Annotated in this window: 24 protein-coding genes; 11 read left to right on the top strand and 13 right to left on the bottom strand. The window is 72.3% G+C overall.

Annotation, left to right across the window (positions count from 1 at the left end):
* Positions 1–38 precede the first annotated feature (38 nt).
* The 5 genes from ACZ3TI_RS10645 (at position 39) to ACZ3TI_RS10665 (ending at position 3,684) form a co-directional block, all read left to right on the top strand.
* Positions 39–452 carry an STAS domain-containing protein gene (locus tag ACZ3TI_RS10645; RefSeq protein WP_465725580.1) on the top strand — a complete coding sequence of 138 codons (414 nt, stop codon included), beginning with the start codon at positions 39–41 and terminating at the stop codon, positions 450–452.
* 10 nt (positions 453–462) lie between these two features.
* Complete coding sequence (locus tag ACZ3TI_RS10650; protein WP_465725583.1) at positions 463–696, top strand: DUF6296 family protein; 234 nt, start codon at positions 463–465, stop codon at positions 694–696.
* Between the two features lie 342 nt (positions 697–1,038).
* Positions 1,039–1,482, top strand: a complete 444-nt coding sequence (locus ACZ3TI_RS10655; RefSeq protein WP_465725585.1) for a DUF5994 family protein — start codon at positions 1,039–1,041, stop codon at positions 1,480–1,482.
* Between the two features lie 145 nt (positions 1,483–1,627).
* Positions 1,628–2,896, top strand: a complete 1,269-nt coding sequence (locus ACZ3TI_RS10660; RefSeq protein WP_465725587.1) for an ATP-binding protein — start codon at positions 1,628–1,630, stop codon at positions 2,894–2,896.
* 209 nt (positions 2,897–3,105) lie between these two features.
* The gene (locus ACZ3TI_RS10665) at positions 3,106–3,684 is read left to right on the top strand and encodes a DUF5994 family protein (RefSeq protein ID WP_465725589.1); all 579 of its coding nucleotides are present in this window, start codon (positions 3,106–3,108) and stop codon (positions 3,682–3,684) included.
* A gap of 39 nt (positions 3,685–3,723) precedes the next feature.
* Here ACZ3TI_RS10665 and ACZ3TI_RS10670 read toward each other — a convergent pair whose 3' ends face one another.
* Positions 3,724–3,975 carry a hypothetical protein gene (locus tag ACZ3TI_RS10670; protein ID WP_465725591.1) on the bottom strand — a complete coding sequence of 84 codons (252 nt, stop codon included), beginning with the start codon at positions 3,973–3,975 and terminating at the stop codon, positions 3,724–3,726.
* Positions 3,976–4,184: 209 nt separating this feature from the next.
* Positions 4,185–5,393, bottom strand: coding sequence for a PP2C family protein-serine/threonine phosphatase (locus tag ACZ3TI_RS10675; protein ID WP_465725593.1), 1,209 nt, complete (start codon positions 5,391–5,393; stop codon positions 4,185–4,187).
* 464 nt (positions 5,394–5,857) lie between these two features.
* Here ACZ3TI_RS10675 and ACZ3TI_RS10680 point away from each other — a divergent pair, with 464 nt between their 5' ends.
* A complete protein-coding gene (locus ACZ3TI_RS10680) occupies positions 5,858–6,304 on the top strand; it encodes an ATP-binding protein (protein WP_465725595.1) in 447 nt (148 codons plus the stop codon).
* A 24-nt stretch (positions 6,305–6,328) separates the two neighbouring features.
* Here ACZ3TI_RS10680 and ACZ3TI_RS10685 read toward each other — a convergent pair whose 3' ends face one another.
* Entirely contained in the window at positions 6,329–6,751 is a 423-nt protein-coding gene (locus ACZ3TI_RS10685; protein WP_465725597.1) for a CBS domain-containing protein, read from the bottom strand.
* 320 nt (positions 6,752–7,071) lie between these two features.
* Here ACZ3TI_RS10685 and ACZ3TI_RS10690 point away from each other — a divergent pair, with 320 nt between their 5' ends.
* A complete protein-coding gene (locus tag ACZ3TI_RS10690; protein ID WP_465725599.1) occupies positions 7,072–7,662 on the top strand; it encodes a DUF5994 family protein in 591 nt (196 codons plus the stop codon).
* Between the two features lie 45 nt (positions 7,663–7,707).
* Here ACZ3TI_RS10690 and ACZ3TI_RS10695 read toward each other — a convergent pair whose 3' ends face one another.
* Positions 7,708–7,953: a hypothetical protein gene (locus tag ACZ3TI_RS10695; protein ID WP_465725601.1), complete on the bottom strand. Its 246-nt coding sequence runs from the start codon at positions 7,951–7,953 to the stop codon at positions 7,708–7,710.
* Between the two features lie 56 nt (positions 7,954–8,009).
* Complete coding sequence (locus tag ACZ3TI_RS10700; protein ID WP_465725603.1) at positions 8,010–8,501, bottom strand: DUF5994 family protein; 492 nt, start codon at positions 8,499–8,501, stop codon at positions 8,010–8,012.
* Positions 8,502–8,731: 230 nt separating this feature from the next.
* On the opposite strand from ACZ3TI_RS10700, the gene ACZ3TI_RS10705 reads away from it, so the two are divergent.
* Positions 8,732–9,937 carry a hypothetical protein gene (locus tag ACZ3TI_RS10705; RefSeq protein ID WP_465725605.1) on the top strand — a complete coding sequence of 402 codons (1,206 nt, stop codon included), beginning with the start codon at positions 8,732–8,734 and terminating at the stop codon, positions 9,935–9,937.
* Between the two features lie 198 nt (positions 9,938–10,135).
* Here the strand turns inward: ACZ3TI_RS10705 and ACZ3TI_RS10710 are convergent, their stop codons facing one another.
* The gene (locus tag ACZ3TI_RS10710; RefSeq protein WP_465725607.1) at positions 10,136–11,656 is read right to left on the bottom strand and encodes an MFS transporter; all 1,521 of its coding nucleotides are present in this window, start codon (positions 11,654–11,656) and stop codon (positions 10,136–10,138) included.
* 254 nt (positions 11,657–11,910) lie between these two features.
* On the opposite strand from ACZ3TI_RS10710, the gene ACZ3TI_RS10715 reads away from it, so the two are divergent.
* Complete coding sequence (locus ACZ3TI_RS10715; RefSeq protein ID WP_465725609.1) at positions 11,911–12,690, top strand: TetR/AcrR family transcriptional regulator C-terminal domain-containing protein; 780 nt, start codon at positions 11,911–11,913, stop codon at positions 12,688–12,690.
* Between the two features lie 63 nt (positions 12,691–12,753).
* On the opposite strand, the gene ACZ3TI_RS10720 is transcribed toward ACZ3TI_RS10715, so the two are convergent.
* Both ACZ3TI_RS10720 and ACZ3TI_RS10725 read right to left on the bottom strand, forming a co-directional pair.
* Positions 12,754–13,527, bottom strand: a complete 774-nt coding sequence (locus tag ACZ3TI_RS10720; protein WP_465725611.1) for an isocitrate lyase/PEP mutase family protein — start codon at positions 13,525–13,527, stop codon at positions 12,754–12,756.
* Positions 13,528–13,621: 94 nt separating this feature from the next.
* Positions 13,622–14,986 carry a hypothetical protein gene (locus tag ACZ3TI_RS10725; protein WP_465725613.1) on the bottom strand — a complete coding sequence of 455 codons (1,365 nt, stop codon included), beginning with the start codon at positions 14,984–14,986 and terminating at the stop codon, positions 13,622–13,624.
* 64 nt (positions 14,987–15,050) lie between these two features.
* On the opposite strand from ACZ3TI_RS10725, the gene ACZ3TI_RS10730 reads away from it, so the two are divergent.
* Positions 15,051–15,887, top strand: a complete 837-nt coding sequence (locus ACZ3TI_RS10730) for an ArsR/SmtB family transcription factor (RefSeq protein WP_465725615.1) — start codon at positions 15,051–15,053, stop codon at positions 15,885–15,887.
* Positions 15,888–15,913: 26 nt separating this feature from the next.
* Here the strand turns inward: ACZ3TI_RS10730 and ACZ3TI_RS10735 are convergent, their stop codons facing one another.
* The 3 genes from ACZ3TI_RS10735 to ACZ3TI_RS10745 all read right to left on the bottom strand — a co-directional run bounded on the left by ACZ3TI_RS10735 (position 15,914) and on the right by ACZ3TI_RS10745 (position 19,791).
* Positions 15,914–16,426: a DinB family protein gene (locus ACZ3TI_RS10735; RefSeq protein ID WP_465725617.1), complete on the bottom strand. Its 513-nt coding sequence runs from the start codon at positions 16,424–16,426 to the stop codon at positions 15,914–15,916.
* A complete protein-coding gene (locus ACZ3TI_RS10740) occupies positions 16,426–17,223 on the bottom strand; it encodes a VOC family protein (RefSeq protein WP_465725619.1) in 798 nt (265 codons plus the stop codon). Before ACZ3TI_RS10740 ends, ACZ3TI_RS10735 begins: the two co-directional genes overlap by 1 nt.
* Before the next feature lie 126 nt (positions 17,224–17,349).
* Positions 17,350–19,791: a terpene synthase family protein gene (locus ACZ3TI_RS10745; RefSeq protein ID WP_465725621.1), complete on the bottom strand. Its 2,442-nt coding sequence runs from the start codon at positions 19,789–19,791 to the stop codon at positions 17,350–17,352.
* 525 nt (positions 19,792–20,316) lie between these two features.
* On the opposite strand from ACZ3TI_RS10745, the gene ACZ3TI_RS10750 reads away from it, so the two are divergent.
* Positions 20,317–20,961 carry an HhH-GPD-type base excision DNA repair protein gene (locus ACZ3TI_RS10750; RefSeq protein WP_465725623.1) on the top strand — a complete coding sequence of 215 codons (645 nt, stop codon included), beginning with the start codon at positions 20,317–20,319 and terminating at the stop codon, positions 20,959–20,961.
* Positions 20,962–21,045: 84 nt separating this feature from the next.
* On the opposite strand, the gene ACZ3TI_RS10755 is transcribed toward ACZ3TI_RS10750, so the two are convergent.
* On the bottom strand, positions 21,046–21,267 hold the full coding sequence (locus tag ACZ3TI_RS10755; RefSeq protein WP_465725625.1) for a KTSC domain-containing protein: 222 nt from the start codon (positions 21,265–21,267) through the stop codon (positions 21,046–21,048).
* 71 nt (positions 21,268–21,338) lie between these two features.
* Positions 21,339–22,829, bottom strand: a complete 1,491-nt coding sequence (locus ACZ3TI_RS10760; RefSeq protein WP_465725627.1) for an MFS transporter — start codon at positions 22,827–22,829, stop codon at positions 21,339–21,341.
* Between the last annotated feature and the right edge of the window lie 93 nt (positions 22,830–22,922).

Below are 22,922 nucleotides of genomic sequence, written 5' to 3' on the forward strand. Positions count from 1 at the left end.
GCCCTGCCACCACCCCTCCCGTTGAGGCGGTGAGTCCAGTGCCCAACCCCATCGGATCCACCCGGCACGACTGCCCCGACCCCCTGCGCGTTCTCACCCCGCACCTGCGGATCACCACCACGAAGCTCCCCGGGACGGCCGTGATCGTCCGCCTCGACGGCGCAGCAGACCAGGAAGACCGCCGCAGGCTCGACAACGCCCTCTCCCGCGCTCTCCAGGACCGCCCACCCCGGCTGGTCATCGACCTGGCCGGCCAGACCTTCTGCTACTCCGTGTGCCTCAATGCCCTGCTCGCCGCCCGCCTGGACGCGACGGCCGCAGGGGTGGAGATGGTACTGGCGGCCCCGCCGCCCCAGACCATGCGGCTGCTGGAGATCACCGGCACCGACAAGGTCTTCACCGTCCGCAGCAGCGTGCGCGCCGCCCTGGCAGGCGCCAGGGAGATCGGATGAGGAGCTTCACATGGACACTCCGTCTCGCTACGCGGTGACCCTGCCGGGCGTACCCGGCAGGCACAGCCCGCCCGAGGTCGTCGTCGTTCATGCCACGGACGAGGTGACCGCGGACGGGGCCCCGGTCTACGCGGACAGTGCCGGCACCTTCCGCGTGGAGATCATCGGGGAGACGGCCCGACCGCTTGCCGAGCCGGCCGGACAGGGACGGCACACCTGCCTGCACGCCACCCCGCTGTCCTGACCTCGCCGCAGTCTCGCTCCGGGCATGGCCCCAACCTGCCACCATGCTCGAGCCCTGACCGACGCGAATGGCCCGGGACCTTCGAACACGGGCACTCAGCCTCAGGCAGCCTTGCCCGCAAAGAGGCTGGTGACACGGTCAGCCGTGAGGACACCGAGGATGTAGCCGCCGGAATGCGTGATACCCTGGATGTCTACGACCCTACTCCGGTGGCGAGCGGACCGGAGCAGACTGCTGCGGAGTAGCCTGGGACACAACCGAGGACATTCCGCACACCGGCATCAGCGTCGACGTCGCCCTGGGTCATGACGGGTCCCTCGTGGACCGGACGGGCGGCTTCGCATGATGCCGATTCCTTTCCCCACCTCCTCCGGGCCGTGGAGGGTGCCCGTCGCGCCGCTGCTGCCTCGCCTGGAACTCGAGCCGACGATGTCGCGGGAGGGCGTCTTCGACGGCGCCTGGTGGCCCCGCTCGAACCGCGTCCTCGCCGAACTGCCGGACCTCATCACCGCGCTCGGCGCCCACTTCGGACGCATCGTCCGGGTCGGCCTCGACACCTCGGCCTGGGACGGCGTGCCCAGGTCCGTCGCGGCGAACGGCGTGACGATCAGGATCAACTGGTTCACCGGCAGCGACGCGACGATCAGCGTCACCCGCGGTTTCCAGGACCACTTCCTGCTACTGGTGGTACCGCCCGGCACCGCCCCGGCAACAGCCGCCTTTGCCATGGCCGGCGCCTCGGCGACCGGGAACCACACCCCGGCCGCGGAACTCCTGCTCGGCTGAGCGGTCGGGCAGGCGGGGGGTGGGGGAGCCTGTCGCCTGTGCCGGACCTCCGACGTCAAGCGGCCGCCGTCGCCCGTCCGGGCAGGCGGCCGCACCGGGGTCGGCCGATGATGGCCCTAGGGGCGCGCGACGTTCGAGGGGGCGTATGGCTGTGTGGCATGTCCGGGACTTCACACCGGACGACCTCGAAGCGGTGGTCCGGATCGACGCCGAGAGCACCACCACGGACCGGGCCGCCGTCTTCCGGCTCTCCGACGTGGTCGCCGCTCTGCAGGCACGGAATCCGAGCGTCGTCGTGGTGGCCGACGGGCATCTCGTGGGAGCGGCGGTGGGCCGGGTGGACGGGGACCGGGCATGGGTGCTGCGCATCGCCCTACACCCCGCCTGGCGGAACGTGGGCATCGGTTCCGCCTTGCTGTCAGCGTTGGAGCACCGTCTGCGGGACGCCGGTGCCAGGATCGTCGCGGCGCTGCTGCCCGACGAGGAGACCGGAGCCACCGCACTGGCCAACTCCGGATTCCACCCTCACCGGGGGCTCACGTACTTCGAGAAGTCGGAGGTCGTGAGTGCTCAGGGCGCGACGGCCCTGGCGATGCTCGGCGCGGTCATGCCCGAAGCCCGCCTCTGGGAGCAGCTCACGGGCATGGCCGACGAGAAACGGCTCATCGAACGTCGCCTGGTGCTGCCCCTGGCGAATCCCGAGCTGGCGGACGCCCACGGGGTGGAACCGCCCCGCGCGGTGGTGCTGTTCGGTCCGCCGGGCACGGGGAAGAGCACGTTCGCCAAGGCCGTGGCCGGCCGGTTGGGCTGGCCGTTCGTCGAGCTCTTCCCCTCCCGACTCGCGTCCGAGGACGGGCTGGCCACCGGTCTCGGCCGCCGTTTCGAGGAGGTGGCGCAGCTCGACCACGTGCTGCTCTTCATCGACGAGGTCGAGGAGGTCGCCGGTACGCGCAGCGTCGCCGTCCCCGCGTCGGTCGGCGTGGTCAACGAACTCCTCAAGTCGATCGTGCGGTTCCGTGACCGCGACGGCCGGCTGCTCGTCTGCGCCACCAATTCGGTGACCAGCCTGGACCCGGCGTTCCTGCGTCACGGCCGGTTCGACTACGTCCTGCCGGTCGGGCCACCCGACCCCGTGGCCCGCGACGTGCTGTGGGCCGGCTACACGGCGAAAACGGGTACCGCCGCCGACACCGCGGTCCTCGCCGAGGCCAGTGAGGGCTTCACTCCCGCCGACATCAGGCAGGTCGCCATGGCGGTCGCCCAGAGCGCGTTCGAGCGCACGCTCGACACGGGGGAGCGGACCCAGCCCAGTACCCAGGACTATCTGGACGCCATCCACCGCACCCGTCCGACCGTTTCCGACGAGATGGCCCGGGAGTTCGCCGACCAGGCGGTCCGCTACGGGCGCGTCTGATGGACACCTCGCCGTTGCGGAGTGTCCGTCCGAAGCTGCCGGGCATCGGACCCGACCACCGCGACGACGCCGCGTCGGGGCCGAACCCGGAGTAGCTTGGACATCACCGAAGGCACTTCGCATGCCGGTATCGGATATTGGCGTCGTCTCCGGCGAACGGCAATGCCGGACCCGGCCTCTCGGCCGCGTCCGGGGACAGGTCTTTGATCATGACCACGACCCTCGATCGTGCGACGACGCCCGCCGCCACGGATTCCACGGCACGGCTCTCCCTCACGCCCGGTGGCGTGCGGCCCGGCCGGCTGGACGGAGCCTGGTGGCCGCGCTCGCGCAATCTTCTTCTCGAACTCCCCGCCCTGGCCGCCGAGATCGACGAGCGGTGGGGCCGGATCACCCGGATCACCGTGAACCCTGCGCAGTGGCCCGTCATCCCCCGGCGGATACCGGTCACCGGGCACACCGTCCACGCGGGCTGGTTCACCATCGAACAGGACCCGCACATGATCATGGCCTGTTCCTACGCCCCCCGCCGGCTGAACCTGCTGGTCGTCCCGCCCCAGACGGATGCCGTCGAGGCCGCCCGGCTGATGGCCGAGGCCGCCGATCCCGCGAACACGAGGACCGCGAGCGAACTGCTCGCCGCGGAGCCGAGCGCCGGTGCGACCGCGCCGGACACCCGTTCCGACTTCCTGCCGTCGCCCGTCACACCCTCCACCGGGCTTGGCGACGCCGACCGGCGAGCCGATCTCGCCCGGAGCCGGGCCGCCTCCTGGCCGACATCCGTGTAGGCGGCTGGCGGGGGCCGCCCGGGCCGGGGCTGGCCTGCGTCACTCGCGTGACCACTCGGTCTCGGCCCGGGGTTCGCCGTCGACACCGGTCCCTTCCCAGAGTCGGACCCTGACCGCCCTGGGGCCCGGCGCGGGTCGGGAGAGCGTGCGAACGAACACGTCCCGCAGGTGGTTGGCCGCCCGCTGCGGCGGACCGTCGTACTCCAGCGGATTCGGCATCGTCGTGTCGTCCTGCCGGGACCAGCGGCCGTCGTCGTCCTGGGTCTCCAGAATCCACCGGTAGCGCCGCATCGTGGCCTCCTGTGACAACGCTCCTGCCCCGACATCTTCGCCATCAGTCTCACGCTCAACGGCCTGGCCACCACCGCGCCGCCCGACCGGCAGCAGCACATCCTGGACACCCGGGCCCCGGAGTGCCCTGACCTGCGGTGCGCTCCGCAGGCGGTGCCTGGCCGATCCGGTGGGCGGTCGTCTGTCCGTCGCAGTGGGACGCCGACGGCTCAGCGCCATTCGATCGCGAACAGGGTGGCATCGTCGCTCGTGCGCCCGCCCCGCTCCTCCTTGAGGACATGGGAGAGCATACGCACCATGGTACGGAGCCCTGAGTCCGAGCGCTCGACGCGGTTGACCCAGTCGATGAGCTGACGCTCGCCGAACTGACCCCCGCCGGGCGCGCGTTCCTCGACCAGGCCGTCGGTGAAGCACAGCACCCGGTCCCCGTGCCGCAGGAGCCGCTCACTGATCACGGGCTGCTCGCCACCGAACCCGACCGGCAGGGTGGTGGCACTCTCCAGCCGCTCGACGACGAGACGGTCGCGGATCAGCAGTGGCGCCGGATGACCGGCGTTGACCCACTGCAGGTGGCCGGTAACGGTGTCCAGGCGCATCATCTGCGCGGTCACGAAGTGGTCCGGCCCGAACTGCTCGGCGATGGCCCGGTCCATGAACGCGTAGATCTCCGCCAGTCCGATGTCGGCGCGCCTGGCGTGCCGGTACGCACCGATGGCGACGGTCGCCATGGTGGCGGCGTCCAGTCCGTGGCCCATGGCATCGATGGTCGCCACGTGCAGGAGGTCGTCGTTGAGCGCGTAGTCGAAGCTGTCCCCGGCCACGTGGTAGGCCGGTTCGAGGATGCCCGCCACGGCGACCAGGGGGACCGTCATCGAGAGCGGCGGCAGGAGCGACCACTGGATCTCGGCGGCCACGCTCATCGGCTGGACGCGCCGGGCCTGGAAGATCCGGTCGGTGTAGGCGTTCTTCGTGACCAGCAGATCGGCGACCAGGGCGCAGAAGACCCGCAGCAGCCGGCGGTCGTCCTCGTCGACGGCGTCCAGGGTCAGGGCCAGCACCCCCACCTCGTCACCGCCGTCCGGCAGGGGCAGGTACATCCGCACGCCGTCCTCCTGCGGTTCCTCGACGGGAACACCGCGCAGGAACGCCTCGCCCGCGGGTGAGGCGTCGATCGGCACCGGCTCTCCGGCCGTCAGCCCCCGCCCGTGCAGGGGTGCCAGGACCAGCTGTCCGTAGTCCTGCAGCAGGAGGACCGGGTCGCGACCGCCGAACCGGCGCACCGCCTCGGCGACCAGTGGAGCGATCATCCGGGGCGGCAGTTCCTGGGTCCGGTCCAGCAGCGGGCCCCACAGCAGGTCTTCGCCGGTACCGTGCGTCCGGCCGGGTTCCGGCATGGCGAACGGCTGGTCACCGCGCATCCTCGCTCACCGCCGTCGTGCTCCGTCGTCGGATCCGGCGCCGCTGCTGCCGAGCCGAACGCCCCGCATCCGTGAACCGAGGCAGTTCCTTCCATTACGCCCCACTGCCGGGCGATGCGCTCTCCAGTCGGTCGACAGGATGCCGAGGGCGTGCGGAGCACGGCATGGTTCCACCGCGGCTTCGGCTTCGTGGCGTCCGGCCCCGGCCGTTCACCGTGCGGAGCCGACGCGGCCGGGCGAATCCGCCGCAGGTCCGGAAGCCCACGGTTCCGCGAGTCCGGGCCGCTCACCCGTCTTCCTCGGCCCCTGCCGGACCGACGCCCCGTGCCCGCCCCTGTGGCCCCGCCGCCACGCGCACTGCCCGGCTCGGTGCGTGAGCCTTACCCGAATGGGTAGCCGTCGGGGTGCGACGAGACTTCGTCATCCGGGCGCCGTGGGACCCGAACCGATGGGAAGCGACCACCATGTCCACAGCCGTCCATCACCACCGCCACCTGACTTTCACCGCAGAGAGCGGAGCCCCCCCGGTACACGTAGGGCGGGCGTTCACCCGCCGAGCCCTCGCCGACTGGCGCCTGGATTCCTTCACCACCGGCGACGACGCCCAACTGGTCGCATCAGAACTGCTCACCAACGCCGTCCGGCACACGGCAGGTCCCCTCGCCATGGACCTGGACGATGACGGCTCGCGCCTGCGCATCACCGTCACGGATCCGCGGGCCGACATCACCCCACCCGATCCCGGCAGCCACCAGCCTGCCCGGATCGGCGGCCACGGACTGTTCATCGTCGACCGCCTCGCCCTGCACTGGGGTGCCTTCCCCGACGGCTGCGGCAAGACCGTCTGGGCGGACCTCCTCCTGCCAGGCAGGGCAGCCGGCCCGGTCGCCGTGAGACCACGGTCGTCATGACGACGGCACGACGGACACGACGGTTCAAGCGGACGGAGCGGCGAGCAGGGCGGCGGCGCGGCCCGCGGTGAGGACGCCGAGGAGGTAGCCGTCCGTGTCAACGACGGGCCAGACGGCCAGGTGCTTGATCTGCATCGCGACCGCGGCCAAGGCCAGGCCCATGCTCGGCCACGTGAACGGGCCCCGTTGATGCGGCGTGGAGCTGATCGCGGTCCGATCGGTGTACCAGGAGCGGGTCAGGAACGGGTGGAGCCCCGCCCGGGTGACCAGCCCTTCGCACCGGCCGTCGTGGCCGCGGACGACCAGGTACTCGACGTGGGCACTGCGGAAGATGTCGTTGGCTTGGTCGACGGTGCTGTCGTCGGCTATCTGGTACGCGCACACATCCATGGCGTCGCCCACCGTGAGGCGGCCGGGCCGTGCCGGATGCGGGAAGGAAATGGTCACGGCGCTCACCGTTACCCGATCTCCGGCTGCCTGCCGGCGGCCGGGATGTTGTTCACCCAGAACGAAGCCGGAAGGGGTACCGGGATGCGGAAAGCCCTGGACACTGTGAAGCCTACTCCGGCTACAAGAACGCAGACGGCATCCGCTGCTCGGAACCGGTCCGAGAACCGCTGACCACCGTGCCGGGTCCGGGCCGGACCGGGAGTAGCCTGGACATCACCGAAGGCACCTCGCATGCCGGCACCGGATACTGGCGTCGTCTCCGGCGAACGGCAATCCCGGACGTGGCACCGGTCAGGTCCGGAGACAGGTCCTTGATCATGACTGTGATCGACGGCGCGACGCTTGCCACTCCCGAACCCGCCCTGCGGTTCTGCCTGGCACCGTCCGGCTCGCGAGCCGGACGGCTGGACGGGGCCTGGTGGCCTCGGTCGCACGACCTTCCTTTCGAACTCCCCGCCCTGGCCGCCGAACTGGACGCGCAGTGGGGCCGGGTCGCCAGAATCGCCGTGCACCCCGCCCAGTGGTTGACCGTCCCCCGACGGATACCGGTCGCGGGCCACACCGTCCACGTGGGCTGGTTCACCGCTGTACAGGACCGGCACACGATCTCGGTCCGCTCGCACCTTCCCCGTCGGCTGACTCTGCTGGTCGTCCCGCCGCGAACAGGAGCCGTCGCGGCCGCCCGGCTCATGGCCGAGGCCGCCGATCCCGCGAACACCAGGACCGCGAGCGAACTGCTCGCCGACGAGCCGTCCGCGAGGGTCCCCGACCGGCGCGGGATCGTCTGGCCGGTACGCGACCCCTCGGTCTCGGCCTGGGGCTCCGCCCGGTGGGGCGGGCCGTCGTCCTCGCCCCGGCGCTCCGCCTCGGGCCCGCGGCCGACCAGCGGTGACCCCGACCACGGGTGACGCCGCCTCCCGGTCCTTTGCTCTTACGCTCCCGGCGGATCGCCGTCAGTATTCGGAGCCGCTTCGCAGGTAGGTGCCCACGACCTGGAGCCACGCTCCGGGGCTGAAGCACGCCTCGACCCGGTGCGGCGTGTCCTCGAAGGCCCGCAGGACACGAAGCGCCCCGCTGGGGTGCAGGTCGTACTCGAAGGTGACGCCGTCCGCGGCGTCCTCGTACTGCAAGTCCAGCGGCCCACTCGACGGCTCCGCCGGCGCCCGGGCCTCGGGCGAGAGTTTCACGTAGACGGACATCCTGTCGACCCTGCCTCTCCTGTCCTTCCGAGGCCCAGGCTGCGTTGCCGGTCCTCTCAGACCGCCTCGATCGGCGGCTCGGAGCCGGCGCCGGTCGAGACGAGGATCTGCCGTGCCGAGTCGGTTCCACCGGCCTCGACCGCACGGGCCATCGCGGCCAGGGCTGCCTCCTGAGCCGCCTGCGGGGGAACGACGAGCAGACTGAAGTGATCGCGCTCACCCCGCGTGACGATCACCGTGTCGTCGCCGACCGGGTAGCGGTCGATGTGCACCGGCCGCCCGTCGATGACCAGCCTGGGCGGCGCCTCGTCCCAGGCGTCCGCGTCCAGCCCTACGCTCACCACGGGGCCCAGGTGTTCGGTCAATGCCCTGACCAGACCGGGCAACTCAGCGCCGACATCCCGTGAACGCGGCCACCAGGCGCCGTCCAGCGCGCCCTCCCGCGACCGTGTGGTCGCCAGGCGCAGCAGGACCGTCCCCGGCTTCGCGGCCTGCCGGAAGCGCTCCGGAAGAAGGCCGTAGTGCGAGGGACCGGATTCATCCGACATGGCACGCCACCCATCCGCGGACACACGCCCTGTCCGCTACCGCAGAGGCGGTCCTCCGTCGCTGCCGATCGAGCCGTTCCGACATTCCCACGGTACTCCGCCCCCTCGGCCCCGGGACGGTCCGTCCGCCGTGGCCCGGTGCAACCCTCTTCGGGATGTTGCGAACATGCTCAACGCGCGCCTAGCGTGAATGGCTTCGTCGATCTATTCGCATGGAGAGGCCCGCCTTGATGATCCGTCACGTCAGAACCGCGGCGCGAGCGCTACTCGCGGCCGGGGTGCTCGTCACCGGCGCGCTCGTCGGCGCGTCGCCGGCGGCGGCCGCCACGGCACCGACGGCCCTGGCCGCATCCGACTACAGCCTCACCGCGGACTACCACCAGTTCGACACGCTCAACTCGGCCCTCGTCTCGACGCTGGGGACCTCCGCCGTACACACGGTGATGGAGAACGCGAACCACGACCGACAGGCGCTGCCCTCGTCCTTCTCCGTCGCCGGCCTGTCCACCGGCTTCCGGTTCGACGACGGCGACAACTCCGACTGCCAGAGCTTCCCGCAGGGCATCACGACGAGCCGTGACGCCGTGGGGACCGCGAACAGCGGCAACTACGACGGCCACCAGCTCGTGCTGGTGAGCTGGTACACCAAGGACGGCTGCGACGGCGCCCAGCAGCGCAGCCGGATCACCCTGGCCGACTGGGATGCCACCTATCCCAACAAGTACCGCAAGATCCTCCTCGTGGAGCCCACCGGCACCGCGGCGGCGCCGGACTTCAAGGACATCCCGATCCACGCCGGCGGGGTCTCCTGGTACGGCGACTACCTCTACGTCGCCGACACCGGGCGCGGCATGCGCGTCTTCGACATGCGCAAGATCCTCAACACCGATTCGGGCGGCACCGCCGACCAGATCGGCCGTCAGTCCGGAAGCGTCTACTACGCCCACAACTACGCCTACGTGCTGCCGCAGATCGGCACGGTCACGTCGCACGCGCCCTCCGGGAGCCCCCTGGTGTGGTCGTCGGTCTCGCTCGACCGGGTCAGCAAGTCGCTCGTGATGACGGAGTACACCTGCCAGTCGGGCTGCACCGACTACCCCAACCGCCCGCCGAGGGCCATCCGCTTCCCGTTCGCGTCCGGGGCGACGACGTTCGCCGCGACGACGACCGCCGGCCAGGCCCTCCAGCTGCCCTGGTACAAGCTCAACGGCGTGGCGTCCCACAACGGCCGGTGGTGGTTCAACTCCTCGGGGCGGAAGCAGCTCTACTACTGGACCCCGACCGCAGGCCCCGCCACCTTCGCCTGGGTGGCCGGCGGCGAGAGCCTCTCCTACTGGGAGGACGCCACCAACCCCGACCTGCTGTGGTCGCTGCAGGAGACCACGGGCGGACGCAACGTCTTCGCGGTGACCCAGTCCACCTACGGCGGCGGCTGAGCACCCGGCTGAGCACCGGGCCTGCGTCCGAACGAAGGCCCGGACCGCGTGATGCGGTCCGGGCCTTCGGCGCGTTCCGGGGGCACGGGGCCGCGTCGACGGCACTCCCGGCAGGATCCGGACGCGGGTGACCGCTTCCTTCAAGACCCGGTGGCGGCACGCTGCCTAGCGCGACGGGCATGACCAGTGCACGGTGGCTCAGCCGACCGGCTCGACCGCCGGTTCCGCCTTCTCCGCCGGTGCCCCGGCGTGGGCGGCACCCGCGCCGCCACCGCGCATCAGCACCAGGGTGAGCACCGCGGCCGCGACGACCGCGATGCCGCCCACCGTGAAGGTGGTGGAGGTGGCGGTGTTGAACGCCTCGCGGGCGGCCGCGACCAGTCCGCCGTCCCCCGTGGAGCCGGCGACGGCGAACGCGCCGGTGATGTCGTGGCGCGCGGCGGCGGGGGCGCCGTCGGGCATCGCGCCGGAGTAGGTGCTGGAGAGCACGGTGCCGAGGATGGCCACTCCGAGGGCGGCGCCGGACTGCTGGATGGTGTCGTTGAGCGCGGAGCCGACGCCCGCGTGCTCACCCGGGATCGCGCCCATCAGCGCGTTGGCGGCGGCCGGCATGCCGAGGCCGGAGCCGATGCCGAGCACCAGCATGGCCAGGGCGACCTTGGTGAAGCCGTCGCTGACCGAGAGGGTGGCCAGCAGCCCGAACCCGCCCGCGATGATCAGCATGCCGACCGCGGTCAGCACCCGCGCCGGGACCTTCTTGCCGAGCGCGGCGCCGACCCCGTTGAAGACCAGCGAGGCGATGGCCAGCGGGATGAAGGCCAGTCCGGTGTCGGTGGGCGAGAACTCCAGGACGAACTGCAGGTGCTGGGTGAGCACCAGCATCAGTCCGCCGGTGGCGAAGGTCAGCAGGACGAGCGAGAAGCTGGCGCCGGTGAACACCCGGTTGCGGAACAGCTTCAGCGGGACCATCGGCGAGTCGGTGCGGACCTGCCGGACGGCGAACCCGGTCAGCGCGGCCACGGCGACGGCGATCGCACCGAGCGTGCCGGCGCTGGTGAAGCCGTCGCGGGGCAGCACGACGATCGACCAGACCAGCGCCGTCATGCCGACCATCGACAGCACCATGCCCGGCAGGTCGGGGCGGCGCCACGGCCCCTTGGACTCCGGCATCAGCAGCACCGCCGCGAGGATCGCGACCACCGCGATCGGCACGTTGAGCAGGAAGACCGCCCCCCACCAGAAGTGCGCGATCAGCGCGCCGCCGAGCACCGGCCCGCCGACCAGGCCGATCATGGCCACCGCACTCCAGGCGGCGATGGCCTTCGGCCGCTCCTCGTCGTCGAAGACGGTGATCAGGATGGAGAGCGTGCTCGGCATGACCAGCGCGCCGCCGACACCCATCAGGACGCGTCCGGCGATCAGCTGGCCCGGGCTGTCGGCAACGGCCGCGACCAGTGAGGCGGCGCCGAACAGCACCAGTCCGATGATCATCACCTTCCGCCGCCCGAAGCGGTCGGAGAGGCTCCCCGAGGTGAGCAGCAGGCCGGCGAAGACCAGGATGTACGAGTCGATGATCCACTGGATGTCCTGCGCCCCGGCCTTGAGGTCCTCCGCGATCGGCGGGATGGACACCGTGAGCACCATGTTGTCGATCACCAGCACCAGGCTGCTCAGGCAGAGCACGACCAGGATGAACCAGCGCCGCGGATTCCGTTCCACCGCGTTTCCCCCTTCGAACTTCTCGAGTCGGCGCGGGCACACCGTTCGCCGTCCCCACGGGTACGGTGTGCGCCGCTCCGAACACTGTACGGACGCCGCACACTGTTCGCAACGACGTACGGTGTTCGGAACGACTTATGCTGAACGCAGCCCGGGCGGACGAAGCCGGACGGACGGCGCCGGACAGACGGCGCCGGACAGACGAAGCCCGGACGAAGCCCGGGCGAGCGATCACGAGTGATGAGGAGGGCCGGATGGCGGCCAAGTCGAAAGACGGTACGTCGGGCATCCCGTCGCTGTGGACCCGCCCGCAGCGACCCCGCCGGGAGCAGCCGACCCTCAGCCGCGAGCAGATCGTGGCCGAGGCCCTCGCCCTCATGGACAGCGACGGCATCGAGGCACTGAGCATGCGCAAGCTCGGCGCCCGCCTCAACGCCGGCGCCACCTCGCTGTACACCCACGTCGCCAACAAGGACGAACTGCTCGCGCTCGCCGTCGACCACGTCTTCTCCGAGCTCCCGCTGCCGGAGTCGACCGGCAGCAAGGGCGATCCGAAGGTCTGGCGCACCGCGATCGAGGAGTGCGCCGAGGGCGTGCGCGCGGCCATCCTGCGCCACCCGTGGATGGTCTCGGTGATCGGCGACGTCGGGATGGTCTACTTCGGCCCCAGCTGGATGCGGTTGTCCGAAGCCTTCCTGGCCATGCTGGAGGAGTCCGGGCTCGACCTCTTCCACGCCAACGAGGCGATGGGCGTCGTCATGGGCTACACCATCGGCGCCGCGGGCGTGGAGGCCGCCTGGCTGAGCGCACTGGCCAAGAGCGGCCGGGACGAGCAGGAGTGGATGGAACAGCTGATGCCCGCCGTCATCGAGGCCACCAAGGACCACCCGCGACTGCACCGGCTGTACACCACGCACGTGGACCAGGAGATCGCGGCGGGCCGGGACTCCGGCTTCCGCAGCGGCGTCCGGATGATCCTGGACGGGATCGAGGCCTCGTGGGCGGCCCGGACCGCCCCGGACCGCCCGAGCTGACCAACCTCAACCCCCTTCGGAGCGGGGCTCGTCGACGCCCGAGCCGCCCCGACCGATCCCGGATCAGCGCTCGTTGAGCGCCTGCACCTCGGCGTACCCCGGCACCGGCCCGACCGGCTCGCCCGCGGCGACGGCGCCCGCCGTGGCCACCGCGGCCGCCAGCGCGGAGCGGTACAGCAGCGAGCCGAGGCTCACCCGGGCCACTCCGAGCGCGGCCAGCTCGGCGAGGCCCGGGCCGGTCGGCGTCCAGAGGATGTTGAGCGGGACGGCCAGGGCGCCGACCAGCCGGGCGATGGCCGCCGGTTCGCCCAGCCCGGGGGCGAACACGCCGTCCGCGCCCGCCCGCTGGTACGCCTCCAGGCGCCGGAGGGTCTCCGGCTCGGGCTCGTCCTGCCCGCACCAGTAGGCGTCGGTGCGGGCGTTCACGAACAGCTCCGGCACGGCCGCCTTCACCGCCGCGACCTTCGCCGCATGGACGGCGACCGGCGCCAGCGTGCCGTCCGAGCGACCGTCCTCCAGGTTGATGCCGACCGCGCCCGCCGCCGCCAACTCGACGGCCAGCCCCGCCACTTCGTCCGGGTCGTCACTGAAGCCGGACTCCGCGTCGACGCTGAGCAGGAAGTCGCCGCGCCCCAGTCGCCGCGCCAGCCGTACGGTCTCCGCTCGGGTGGCGGACGCGCCGTCGGGCAGCCCGGCGGCCGCCGCCACCCCCAGACTGGTGGTGCCGATCGCGGCGTGGCCCGCGGCGGCGAGGGCGGCGGCCGAGGCGTGGTCCCAGGCGTTGGGGAGCAGCAGCGGACGGCCGGGACGGTGGTGCAGGGCGGCGAAGGGGGTCATGGGTCCTCCAGGGTTCTTCTGCTCGTACGGGTCGCACGGGCTCATGCTGCTGCTCGGTCCGGCTGTCCTGCTCGGTCCATCTGTCCTGCTCGGCTCATGGGTTCTGTCGGGCTCGGGCGCTCTGTCGTGCCGTCGGCTCCGGCCGCCGGAGGTCCCCCACGGAGTCCGCGTAGTACCCGGATCCCGAGACGTGGCAGACGATCCGCCGGAAGCTCCAGCCTGTCCCCGGCGAGTCGTCCAGCAGCGCGTCCGGCAGCGCCGCCACCCGGCGGGACCAGATCCCGGCCAGCCGGGTGAGGCGGCTGCGGGCCTCGTCCAGGTCGGCGGCGGTGAACGGGGCGAGGTCGGCCGGGGTGGTGACGTTGGAGGCGTGCCAGTGATCGGGCTCGGTCGGCGCGCCGGCCAGTCGGGCGTCCAACTCGGCCAGGTGGTCGAGGAGATGGTCGGTGACGCGGCGAACGGCCTTGTGCGGGGTGTAGGTCCGGCCGTCGGCGTTGACGATCGGGCGCCCGTCCCAGTCCGTCCAGCTCGCGGCCAGGGTCAGCACGTGGTCGACCATCTCCGGTACCAGCACGGCGAGTTCGTCCTTCGTGAGGACCTTCCCAAGCCCCTCCCCGAGGTCTCCTTCGGACGGCTCCTCGGAGCCCACCACGTCGACATCGGCCGGATCGGAGGCCCCGAACAGGATGCCTTCGGCGATGACCAGCGCGTGCGAGCGCCCCGGGCAGATCCGCGGCGGGGCGCCGAAGCCGAGCGCCACGCCGTCCGGCGCCTCCGGCTGGGCGGCCGCGATGTCCAGCACCACCTGCGTCCCGGCCGGTACCGCGGCCCCACCGACCTCGGTCGCCCGGGCGGCGAAGCGGCGCATCACCCGCAGCGGCGGGTCCTCGCGCAGGGCGCCGGCCGGCCCCTCCTCGTGGTGGCGGGCGCGCTCGACCAGCGCCGCGGTCGCGTCGCAGGCCTGGACGAGCAGACCGATCCGATTGGCAGCCCTCTCCGCATCGAGATGACCCGTGGTGGCGGACATCGCGGGCAGCAGCCGGGCCACCGCCGCATCCGCCTCCGGGTCGTCGGGCGCGTCCGCGAAGTACGAGCGGGCGACGGTCGCGACGTCCCGCGCCACCGCGTCCGGGTCGGCCAGGCCGAGCGCCGCCGCGAGCACCCGGACCGTCCGCAGCCGTACGTCGGGGTCGAAGCCGCCCGCGGCGGCCACCCGCAGCGCGGCCGGGTCCAGCCGCTCCAGGTCGGCCAGCACCAGCGCGCGGCGCCGGGCGTGCGGTTCGCCGGAGCTGAACCGGGCGACGGTGGCCCGCAGCCAGGCCACCCCGGTGGGCGCGTCCGGGGCGACGGGTGCCTCGGGCAGCGGGACCAGCGCCGGGTCGGCCAGGGCTGCCGTGACGTCGTCGTAGCGGGAGAAGGTCAGGATTCGGGAGCCGGAGATCACCGTTGGTTCGCTCATGCCGCCATCGTGGCCCCGGATCGTTTCGGCCCCCGCCGAACTGTGCCCGCGCGACCATGGAGGCATGCCCCCGCAACCCCGAGCCTCCCGCCCGCCGTCCCCCCGCCCCACCCGGCGCCCCGACCACGGCGGCGCGGCGCTCGCCGCCCTCGCCGCCCTGCTCGCCGACCCCACCCGCGCCGCCTTCTGCTCCGCCCTGCTCGACGGCCGCGCCTGGACGTCCGGCGAGCTGGCCCGGCACGCGCGCGTCGCGCCGTCCACGGCCAGCGAGCACCTGTCCCGGCTGATCGCGGGCGGGCTGCTGGCGGAGGAACGGCAGGGCCGGCACCGCTACGTCCGGCTCGCCTCCCCCGCCGTGGCCACGCTGCTCGAGGACCTGACCTCCTTCGCCGGGTCCGACCGCGCAGAGGGCCCCGACCGCGCAGAAGGCCCCGGCGACACCGACCGCTCCGAGGGCACCGACGCCACCCGCCGCACCCGCGCGCCCGCACCCCGCACCCTCGGCGAGGCCACCCGGCTGAGCGCCGAGGCCCGCGCCCGGACCTGCTACGACCACCTGGCCGGCCGCCTCGGCGTCGCCGTCGCCGACGCGCTGCTCGCCCGCGGTCTGGTCGCCGACGAGGCCGGGCTCGCCGTCACCGAGCGCGGCCGGGACTGGCTGGCCGCGCAGGCGATCGAGCTGCCGCCGCGCGCGGGCCACCGCGGCGGGCGCCCGGTGGTGCGCAGTTGCCTGGACTGGACGGAACGTCGCAGCCACCTCGGCGGAGCGCTCGGCGCGGCGCTCTGCCGGACCGCCCTGGACCGCGCCTGGGTGGAGCGGATCGGCTCCGGCCGGGCCCTGCGGGTCACTCCGGACGGCAGCCGGGCACTGCGCGAACTCCTCGGCGTGGAAGCGCCCTGACCGCCCGTCCGAACACCCCCGCCCTCTCACCCCATCGACTTCGCCCCGTCCAACGACTCCCGGATGATGTCCGCGTGCCCGGCGTGCTGCGCGGTCTCGGCGACGATGTGCAGCAGCACTCGCCGCGCCGACCAGGTCGCGCCCGGCTCGAACCACGGCGCCGACGGCAGCGGGTGGGCGAGGTCGAGATCGGGCAGGGTCCGGACCAGCTCGTCCGTCCCGCTCGCCACCCGTTCGTACTCGGCGAGCAGCCCGGCCAGCGTCTCGCCGTCCACCATCCGGAACTGGGCCGCCCACGCCTCGACACCGCCGTCCCCGTCCGGGTTCCCGGTGCCGCTCCGCATCGCCTCCGCGCCGCCGGTCATGAACCGCGCCCAGCGCGCCTCGACCGCCGCCACGTGCTTGATCAGACCGCCCAGGCACAGCTCGCTGACCGTGGTCCGCTCGGCCGCCTGCGCGTCGGTGAGGTCGCGGACGGTGCGCCGCAGCAGGCCGCGGTGCGTGTCGAGCGTCTCGATGAGGTCCTCGCGCTCCCCCATCAGACGTCCACCGTGTCCGGCTGCTCGCCGACCGTCCGCCCGAGGTCGATCAGCCCGAAGGCCGCGCCCTGCGGGTCGCCGACCGCCGCGAACCGCCCGAACGGGCTGTCCATCGGTCCGAAGTACACCTTGCCGCCGCGCGCCGTCAGCCGCTCGATCGCGGCGTCGGTGTCGTCCACGGCGAAGTAGACGCTGATGTACGAAGGCGCCTCGGGCGGCAGGAAGTCGCCCTCCGCGCCCATCCGGCCCAGCACCGGCCGGTCGCCGACCTGGAACATCCGGTAGTCGAACTCCTCGGAGTCCATCTTCCTCACGCCGTACGGGAAGACCGCCGGGAAGAAGGCGTCCGCCTTCGCGGGCTCGCGGGTCACCAGTTCGGCCCAGCTGTACGCGCCGGGCTCGCCCTGCTTCTCGAAGCCCTCGTGGCGCTCGGCCTGCCAGACGCCGAACACGACGCCGCCCGGGTCCTTGGCGATCACCATCGTGCCGAAGTCGCCGATCTGCATCGGTCCCATGACCACCTCGCCGCCGTTGGCGCGGATCCGCGCGGCGGTGGCACCGGCGTCCGGCGAGGCGAGGTACAGGCACCAGGCGGACTGCGCCTGTTCACCGGGCATCGGCGGGACGATCGCGGCGACCGCCTTGCCGTCCGAGTACGCCTGCGTGTAGTTGCCGAACTCCGACGAGCTCTCGCCGAAGGTCCAGCCCAGCACGTCGCCGTAGAAGGCCTTCGCGCCCTCCAGGTCGGTGAACATCGCGTCGGCCCAACAGGGCGTGCCCTCAGGTAGCGCAGCCATCTCTCTGCCCTCGTGTGCGGTGAAGTGCGCGCGCCGGAAGGCGCACGCCGGCCCCCGACTCGCCAGCCTAGCCACGACGCGGCGCACCCGCGCGGGATGGCCCACACGGGTGCGCCGACCGCGCGCTCAGTGCTGCGGCACCGCCCCGCTCGGCTGCAACCGCAGCGAGGCGGTGCCCAGGCCGGTCGGACCGAGTGGCACCACAGCCGTCTCGGTCGTCACGGCCGTCACAGTCCCGGCCCCGGCCCCGGGTGCCGCCGCCCGCCGGGCCTGCGTCGCCGCCGCCAGGTCCCGCTCGGCGCCGAAGTGCCGCCGCAGGTCCTCCTCGCGGTACCGCCGGCAGCGCTCGTGCCAGTTCAGGACGCCCGCGAGCCAGTCCTCCAACGCCTTCACGTACCCGTCGAGCAGCTCCCGCACCTGCCCGTCCAGCCCGAAGTCCTCGTACATGACCGGGAGTTCCTTCTGCGCGACGTGCCGGAACTGGTCCAGCCGCGAGTGCATCAGGTCGTCGACGATCCGGACCGCCGACGGGTAGTCGCAGTTGAAGAAGTTCTGCACCACCAGGACGACGTTGTGCAGCTCGCCCTCGTACTCGATCTCCTTCTGGTACGAGAAGACATCGTTGATCATGGCGCCGTAGTCCATGGCGGAGTTCTCCAGCGCGCGCATCGAGCCGTGCCGGTAGACCTCGGCGGGCACCTCCGTCCCGTCGCCGAGGCGGCTGAGGCTCACGGTGAGGTCGGAGCCGAAGGTGGCGCGCCGCATCTCCAGGTAGTCCACCGGGTCCGGGATCCGGTTCTGGATCCGGTTGGCCAGCTCCCAGACCCAGCTCGCCGTCATGGACTCCACCGACGCGCGGAACCGGGTCCTGGCCTCAACGGTCATCGGACCGGCCGTCCGCTCCCAGAGGTCGGCGAGGCCGCGCTCCAGCGCGTTGGCGGGCTCGGGCGCGGGGGTGCCGTCCAGCGGCATGAAGAGCGCCAGCCGCGCGTTGGCGAGCTTGGCCCCGGCGAGGTCCCGGGTGCGTCCGAAGACCGCCGGGTAGTAGTCGTCGGCCCAGGTGCCCCACGCCAACCAGGCGGTTTCGAGGTCGAGTTGCCCGGCGGTGGCATCCGGGTCGAGGCCGGCCGCGCACAGCGCCAGGTCGTAGTCGCGCATCGACTCGGCGTCCCAGACGCCGGAGCCGGGCACGGCAGGGTCGGCCTCCAGCAGGCCCATCCGCTCGGCCCACTCGACCACGCGCTCCCGGGCGCCCTCCAGGTGCGGGCTCAACGACAGCGCGAACGGCAGCTCGAACTCGGGCAGTCGGGACGGACCGACGGCCTGGAACGGCACGTGCCGGTACGAACGCGCCCGCCGCTCGGCCGGCCCGGCGGCGGACTGCACCACGGCCTTCGCCGCTTCCTCCCCCGTCTCGCCGACCGTCGCCCCACTGCGCAGGATGTCCAGCGCCGAGGTCCCGATCCCGCCGATCGCGTACTGGTCCCACCAGTTGCCCGCACCGGGCCGCCCCGGCAGGCCCGGCAGCGCGCCGCCCGCCCCGGGCGCCACCCCGCCGCCCGAACCCGCCGACGCCCCACCGCCGTTCATGTAGCGGCTGGAGCGCATGTGCCACTCGTGCCCGCCGGACTGCCAGTCCTGCAGCCCCTTGACGTACGCCATCACCCTGGCGCGGCCGAAGGCGTCGAGCCCGGTCTCCTCGAACAGCACCGGCAGTTCGGTGAACACGGTGTTCTCGAACTGCTGGAGCCGTGAGGTGAGCAGGTCGTTGACCGCCTCGGCGGCCTCCTGGGTGGTGCACTCCAGGAACCGCTCCAGCACCAGGATGCCGTTGCTCAGCTCGCCCTCGTCCTCCACCTCCCGCTGGTACGAGAAGAGGTCGTTGCGCAGGTGCACACCGTCGGAGAAGGCGTCCATCAGCACCCGCAGCGCGCGCGAGCCCGAGACCTCCTTCGGCACCTCGGCGTCGGCCGCGTACTCGACCAGTTGCGCGGACCACGGCGCACCGCCGACCTTGCGGCGCATCTCGATGTACTCGACCGGGTTGGCCACCCGGCCCGCGTCGATGTTGGCGAGCTCCCAGAGCGACTCGTTCAGCAGGTTGCGGGTGCTCTCGGCGAACCGGATCCGCCAGTCCTCGCCCATCGCGGGCACGGTGCGCCGCCAGAGGTCGGCCAGGCCCGCCTCGACCGGGTTCTCCGGCTCGGGCACCGGGTCGGCCGGGTCGGCGGGCATGAACAGCGGCAGCCGGTCCAGGTGCGCCTTGCCCGCCGCCCGGTCGTTGGTGCGCTTGAACATGTCGAGGAAGTGGTCGTCGAAGAAGAAGACCCAGACGTACCAGTCGGTGACCAGCGACAGCACCTCGGCGGAGGCGTCGGGGTGGGTGTAGGCGCAGAGCAGGCCGTAGTCGTGGGCCTCCAGGTCGGCCCGGTCCCAGATCCCGGAACCCTCCAACATGCCCATCTCCCGGGCCCAGTCGGTGGAGTGGGCCCGCGCCTCGTCCAGATGCGGGTTGAGGCGTGCCGGGTGCGGCACGTAGAAGGACGGCAGTTCGAACGGCTGGGTCACGGCGGGCGAGCCTTTCTGGACGCGTCGATTGGACCAAGAATGACCCGCGCCCCGGGTGCCGCACCGACACAACAGGAACAGTCATATGAGATGACCCACCCGCTCGAACCCCACTCGAACTGCCGCCCGAGCACCAGCCCAGCCCTGGATCGTACGTACGGCCCCGCCGCCCCACCCCTCCCACCCCCACCACAACCACCCACCCAGCCGAGCGCACCCCCGCCCCCGCACACCCCCACGCACCACCCCTCCGCCCCACAAGTCCCGACTCCGCAGGAGCGAGCCGTGATCGGCTCGCCCCTGCGGAGTCGGGTCCCGGGTGCTGTCGGTCCTCAGGCGCGGGCAAAAAATATTCCGCGTCACCCCCCGGAGGCCCAACAACCGCTCCGCCAACGAACAAAGCAGGCATGGTAAGGCCTGGAACACCAAGACTTCCCCCGCTACGGGCGTGTTGACCACCTCCGTCAACCCCGCGTCCACCAGACTGGGCGCCGACCCGACGTCAACTCCGAGGAGGGCAAGCCCATGAACGTCACCGTTCGGCTCGCACAGCAGCCCGAGGCCGACGAACTGCTCGGACGGAGTGCGCTCGCCGCGCTCGTCGGCATGCTGCTCGACCAACAGGTGCCGATGGAGTGGGCGTTCACCGGCCCGCTGACCATCGCACAGCGCCTCGGCCGGGACGACCTGGACGCCCACGAGATCGCCACCTACAACCCGGAGGAGTTCGTCGCGCTCCTCTCCGCGAAGCCCGCCGTCCACCGCTACCCGGCGGCGATGGCCAAACGGGTGCAGCAGCTCTGCCAGTTCCTCGTCGCGCAGTACGACGGCGACGCCGCCGCGCTGTGGAAGAACGTCCGCACCGGCAAGGAGCTGCTGAGCCGCCTCAACGCCCTGCCCGGCTTCGGCAAGCAGAAGTCGCAGATCTTCCTCGCCCTGCTGGGCAAACAGTACGGGGTGCGGCCCGAGGGCTGGCGCGAGGCGGCCGGCGCGTACGGCGAGGAGGGCGCGCACCGCTCGGTCGCCGACATCACCGGTCCCGAATCCCTCACCCTGGTACGGGAGTTCAAGCAGGAGATGAAGCGCGCCGCGAAGGAGGCCAAGGCCGCCGCCAAGCCCCGCACCACCACCCGTACGGCCGCCGCGCCGACCCCGACCGGCGCGCGCTGAGGCCCGGTGGCCCCGCCCCGGAACCGGTCGCCCGACCCCGTCCAGCCCTGCGCCGCGACCTCGCCCGCGCCGGGACGGCAGCAGCTACCGAGCGGTCCCCGAGCGCCGGTAGTCGTACCGCCCGCGGATCCACCGGCTGAAGTACCGCCCGTGGCTCTCCGCGGCCAGCAGCTCCCGGTGCACCCGGGCCGGTACGCCCGCGTACACGTACACCCGCCCACCGGCGAACTCCAGCTCCAGCAGCCGCGCCACCGGGTCGTAGCCGACCGAGCGCAGCACCGAGGAGTCCACCGCCGTACGGTCCATCGCCCTCCAGTGTGCGACGAGGGCCCCGGTCGCGCAGCGCGACCGGGGCCCTCGCACGGGGCACGCCCGCGTCAGACCAGGGCGGACTCCCGCTCCACCGCGGCCGCTTCGGCCTCCCCGGTCGCACCGGCCCCGGCCGCACCCCGCCGCCGCGGCAGCGCGAACATCAGCAGGAACACGGCCGCCAGCACCCCCGCGACCCACCACAGCGCGTGCACGAAGGCCCCGCCGAAGGCCGTCCCGACCGCCTCCGGTGCGACGACGTCGTCCATCGCCCCGAAGAAGGCCACCGACACCAGCCCGAGCCCGAGCGCGTTCCCCACCTGCTGCACCGTGTTGATCAGCCCGGAGGCCGAGCCGGCGTGCTCGCGCGGCACCTCCGCCAGCACCGCGTCCGTGATCGGCGCGACGATCAGCCCCATGCCGAGGCCCATCACCACCAGCGGCAGCGCCATCTGCCAGGGCGTGATCGCCGTCCCGTACCGGTCCGCCTCCCAGATGTAGGTGAGCACGCCCGCCGCCATCACCAGCGCGCCCGCCTGGAGCACCTTCCGGCCGAACCGCGGCACCAGCTTCTGCACCGACAGGCCGGCGGCCGTGGAGACCGCGATCGAGAACGGGATGCCGGTCGTGCCGGCCTTGAGCGGGCTCCAGCCGAGGCCCACCTGCATGTAGAGCGTCCAGACCAGGAAGAAGATGCCGAGCGCCACGCCGAAGGCCAGCTGCACGCAGATCCCGGCCGCGAAGGACTTCACCCGGAACAGCGAAAGCTCCACCAGCGGCGAGCCGTCCCGCCGCGTCTTGGCCTTCTCGTACGCCACGAACAGCGCGAACACCGGCAGGCTGCCGGCCATCGACAGGTACCCCCAGAACGGCCAGCCGGCCTCCCGCCCGTGCGTCAGCGGGTAGATCAGCATCAGCAGGCCCAGGCTGGCCAGCAGCACGCCCACCAGGTCGAGCTTCAGCGCCTGGTCGGCCTTGGACTCGTCGATGAAGCGGCGTCCGAGCAGCAGGCCGACGATGCCGACCGGCAGGTTGATCAGGAAGATCGGCCGCCAGGCCAGGCCGAACAGGTCCCACTCGGTGAGCAGCGCACCGATCATCGGACCGGAGACTGCGCCCAGGCCGACCACCGCGCCGAACATGCCGAACACCTTGCCGCGCTCCTCCGCCGGGAAGGTCGCGTGGATGATCGACAGCACCTGCGGCACCATCAGGGCCGCCGTCCCGCCCTGCAGCAGCCGGGTCGCGACCAGCATCTCCGGTCCGGAGGCCAGCCCGCAGAGCGCGGAGGCCAGGGTGAAGCCGCCGATCCCGACCAGGAACAGCCGCTTGCGGCCGTGGATGTCACCCAGTCGCCCGCCGGTGATCAGCCCGATCGCGAAGGCCAGCGCGTACCCGCCGGTGACCCACTGCACGGCGCTGAAGGAGGCGCCGGTGTCCGCCTGGATGCTGGGGATGGCGATGTTGACGATGGTGACGTCCACCAGGTCCATGAAGGAGGCCACCATCACGATCGCCAGCGCGATCCACCTCCGCCGGTCGGCTGCCGCCGCGCTCATTCCGTACTCCTCGACTCGTCTCGTTCGACTCGACGTCGACGTCTCGTTCTTCTTCGCTCTTCTCGACGTCCACGACGGTACGGGCCATGTAGG

Source organism: Kitasatospora sp. NPDC023120 (assembly GCF_055560835.1).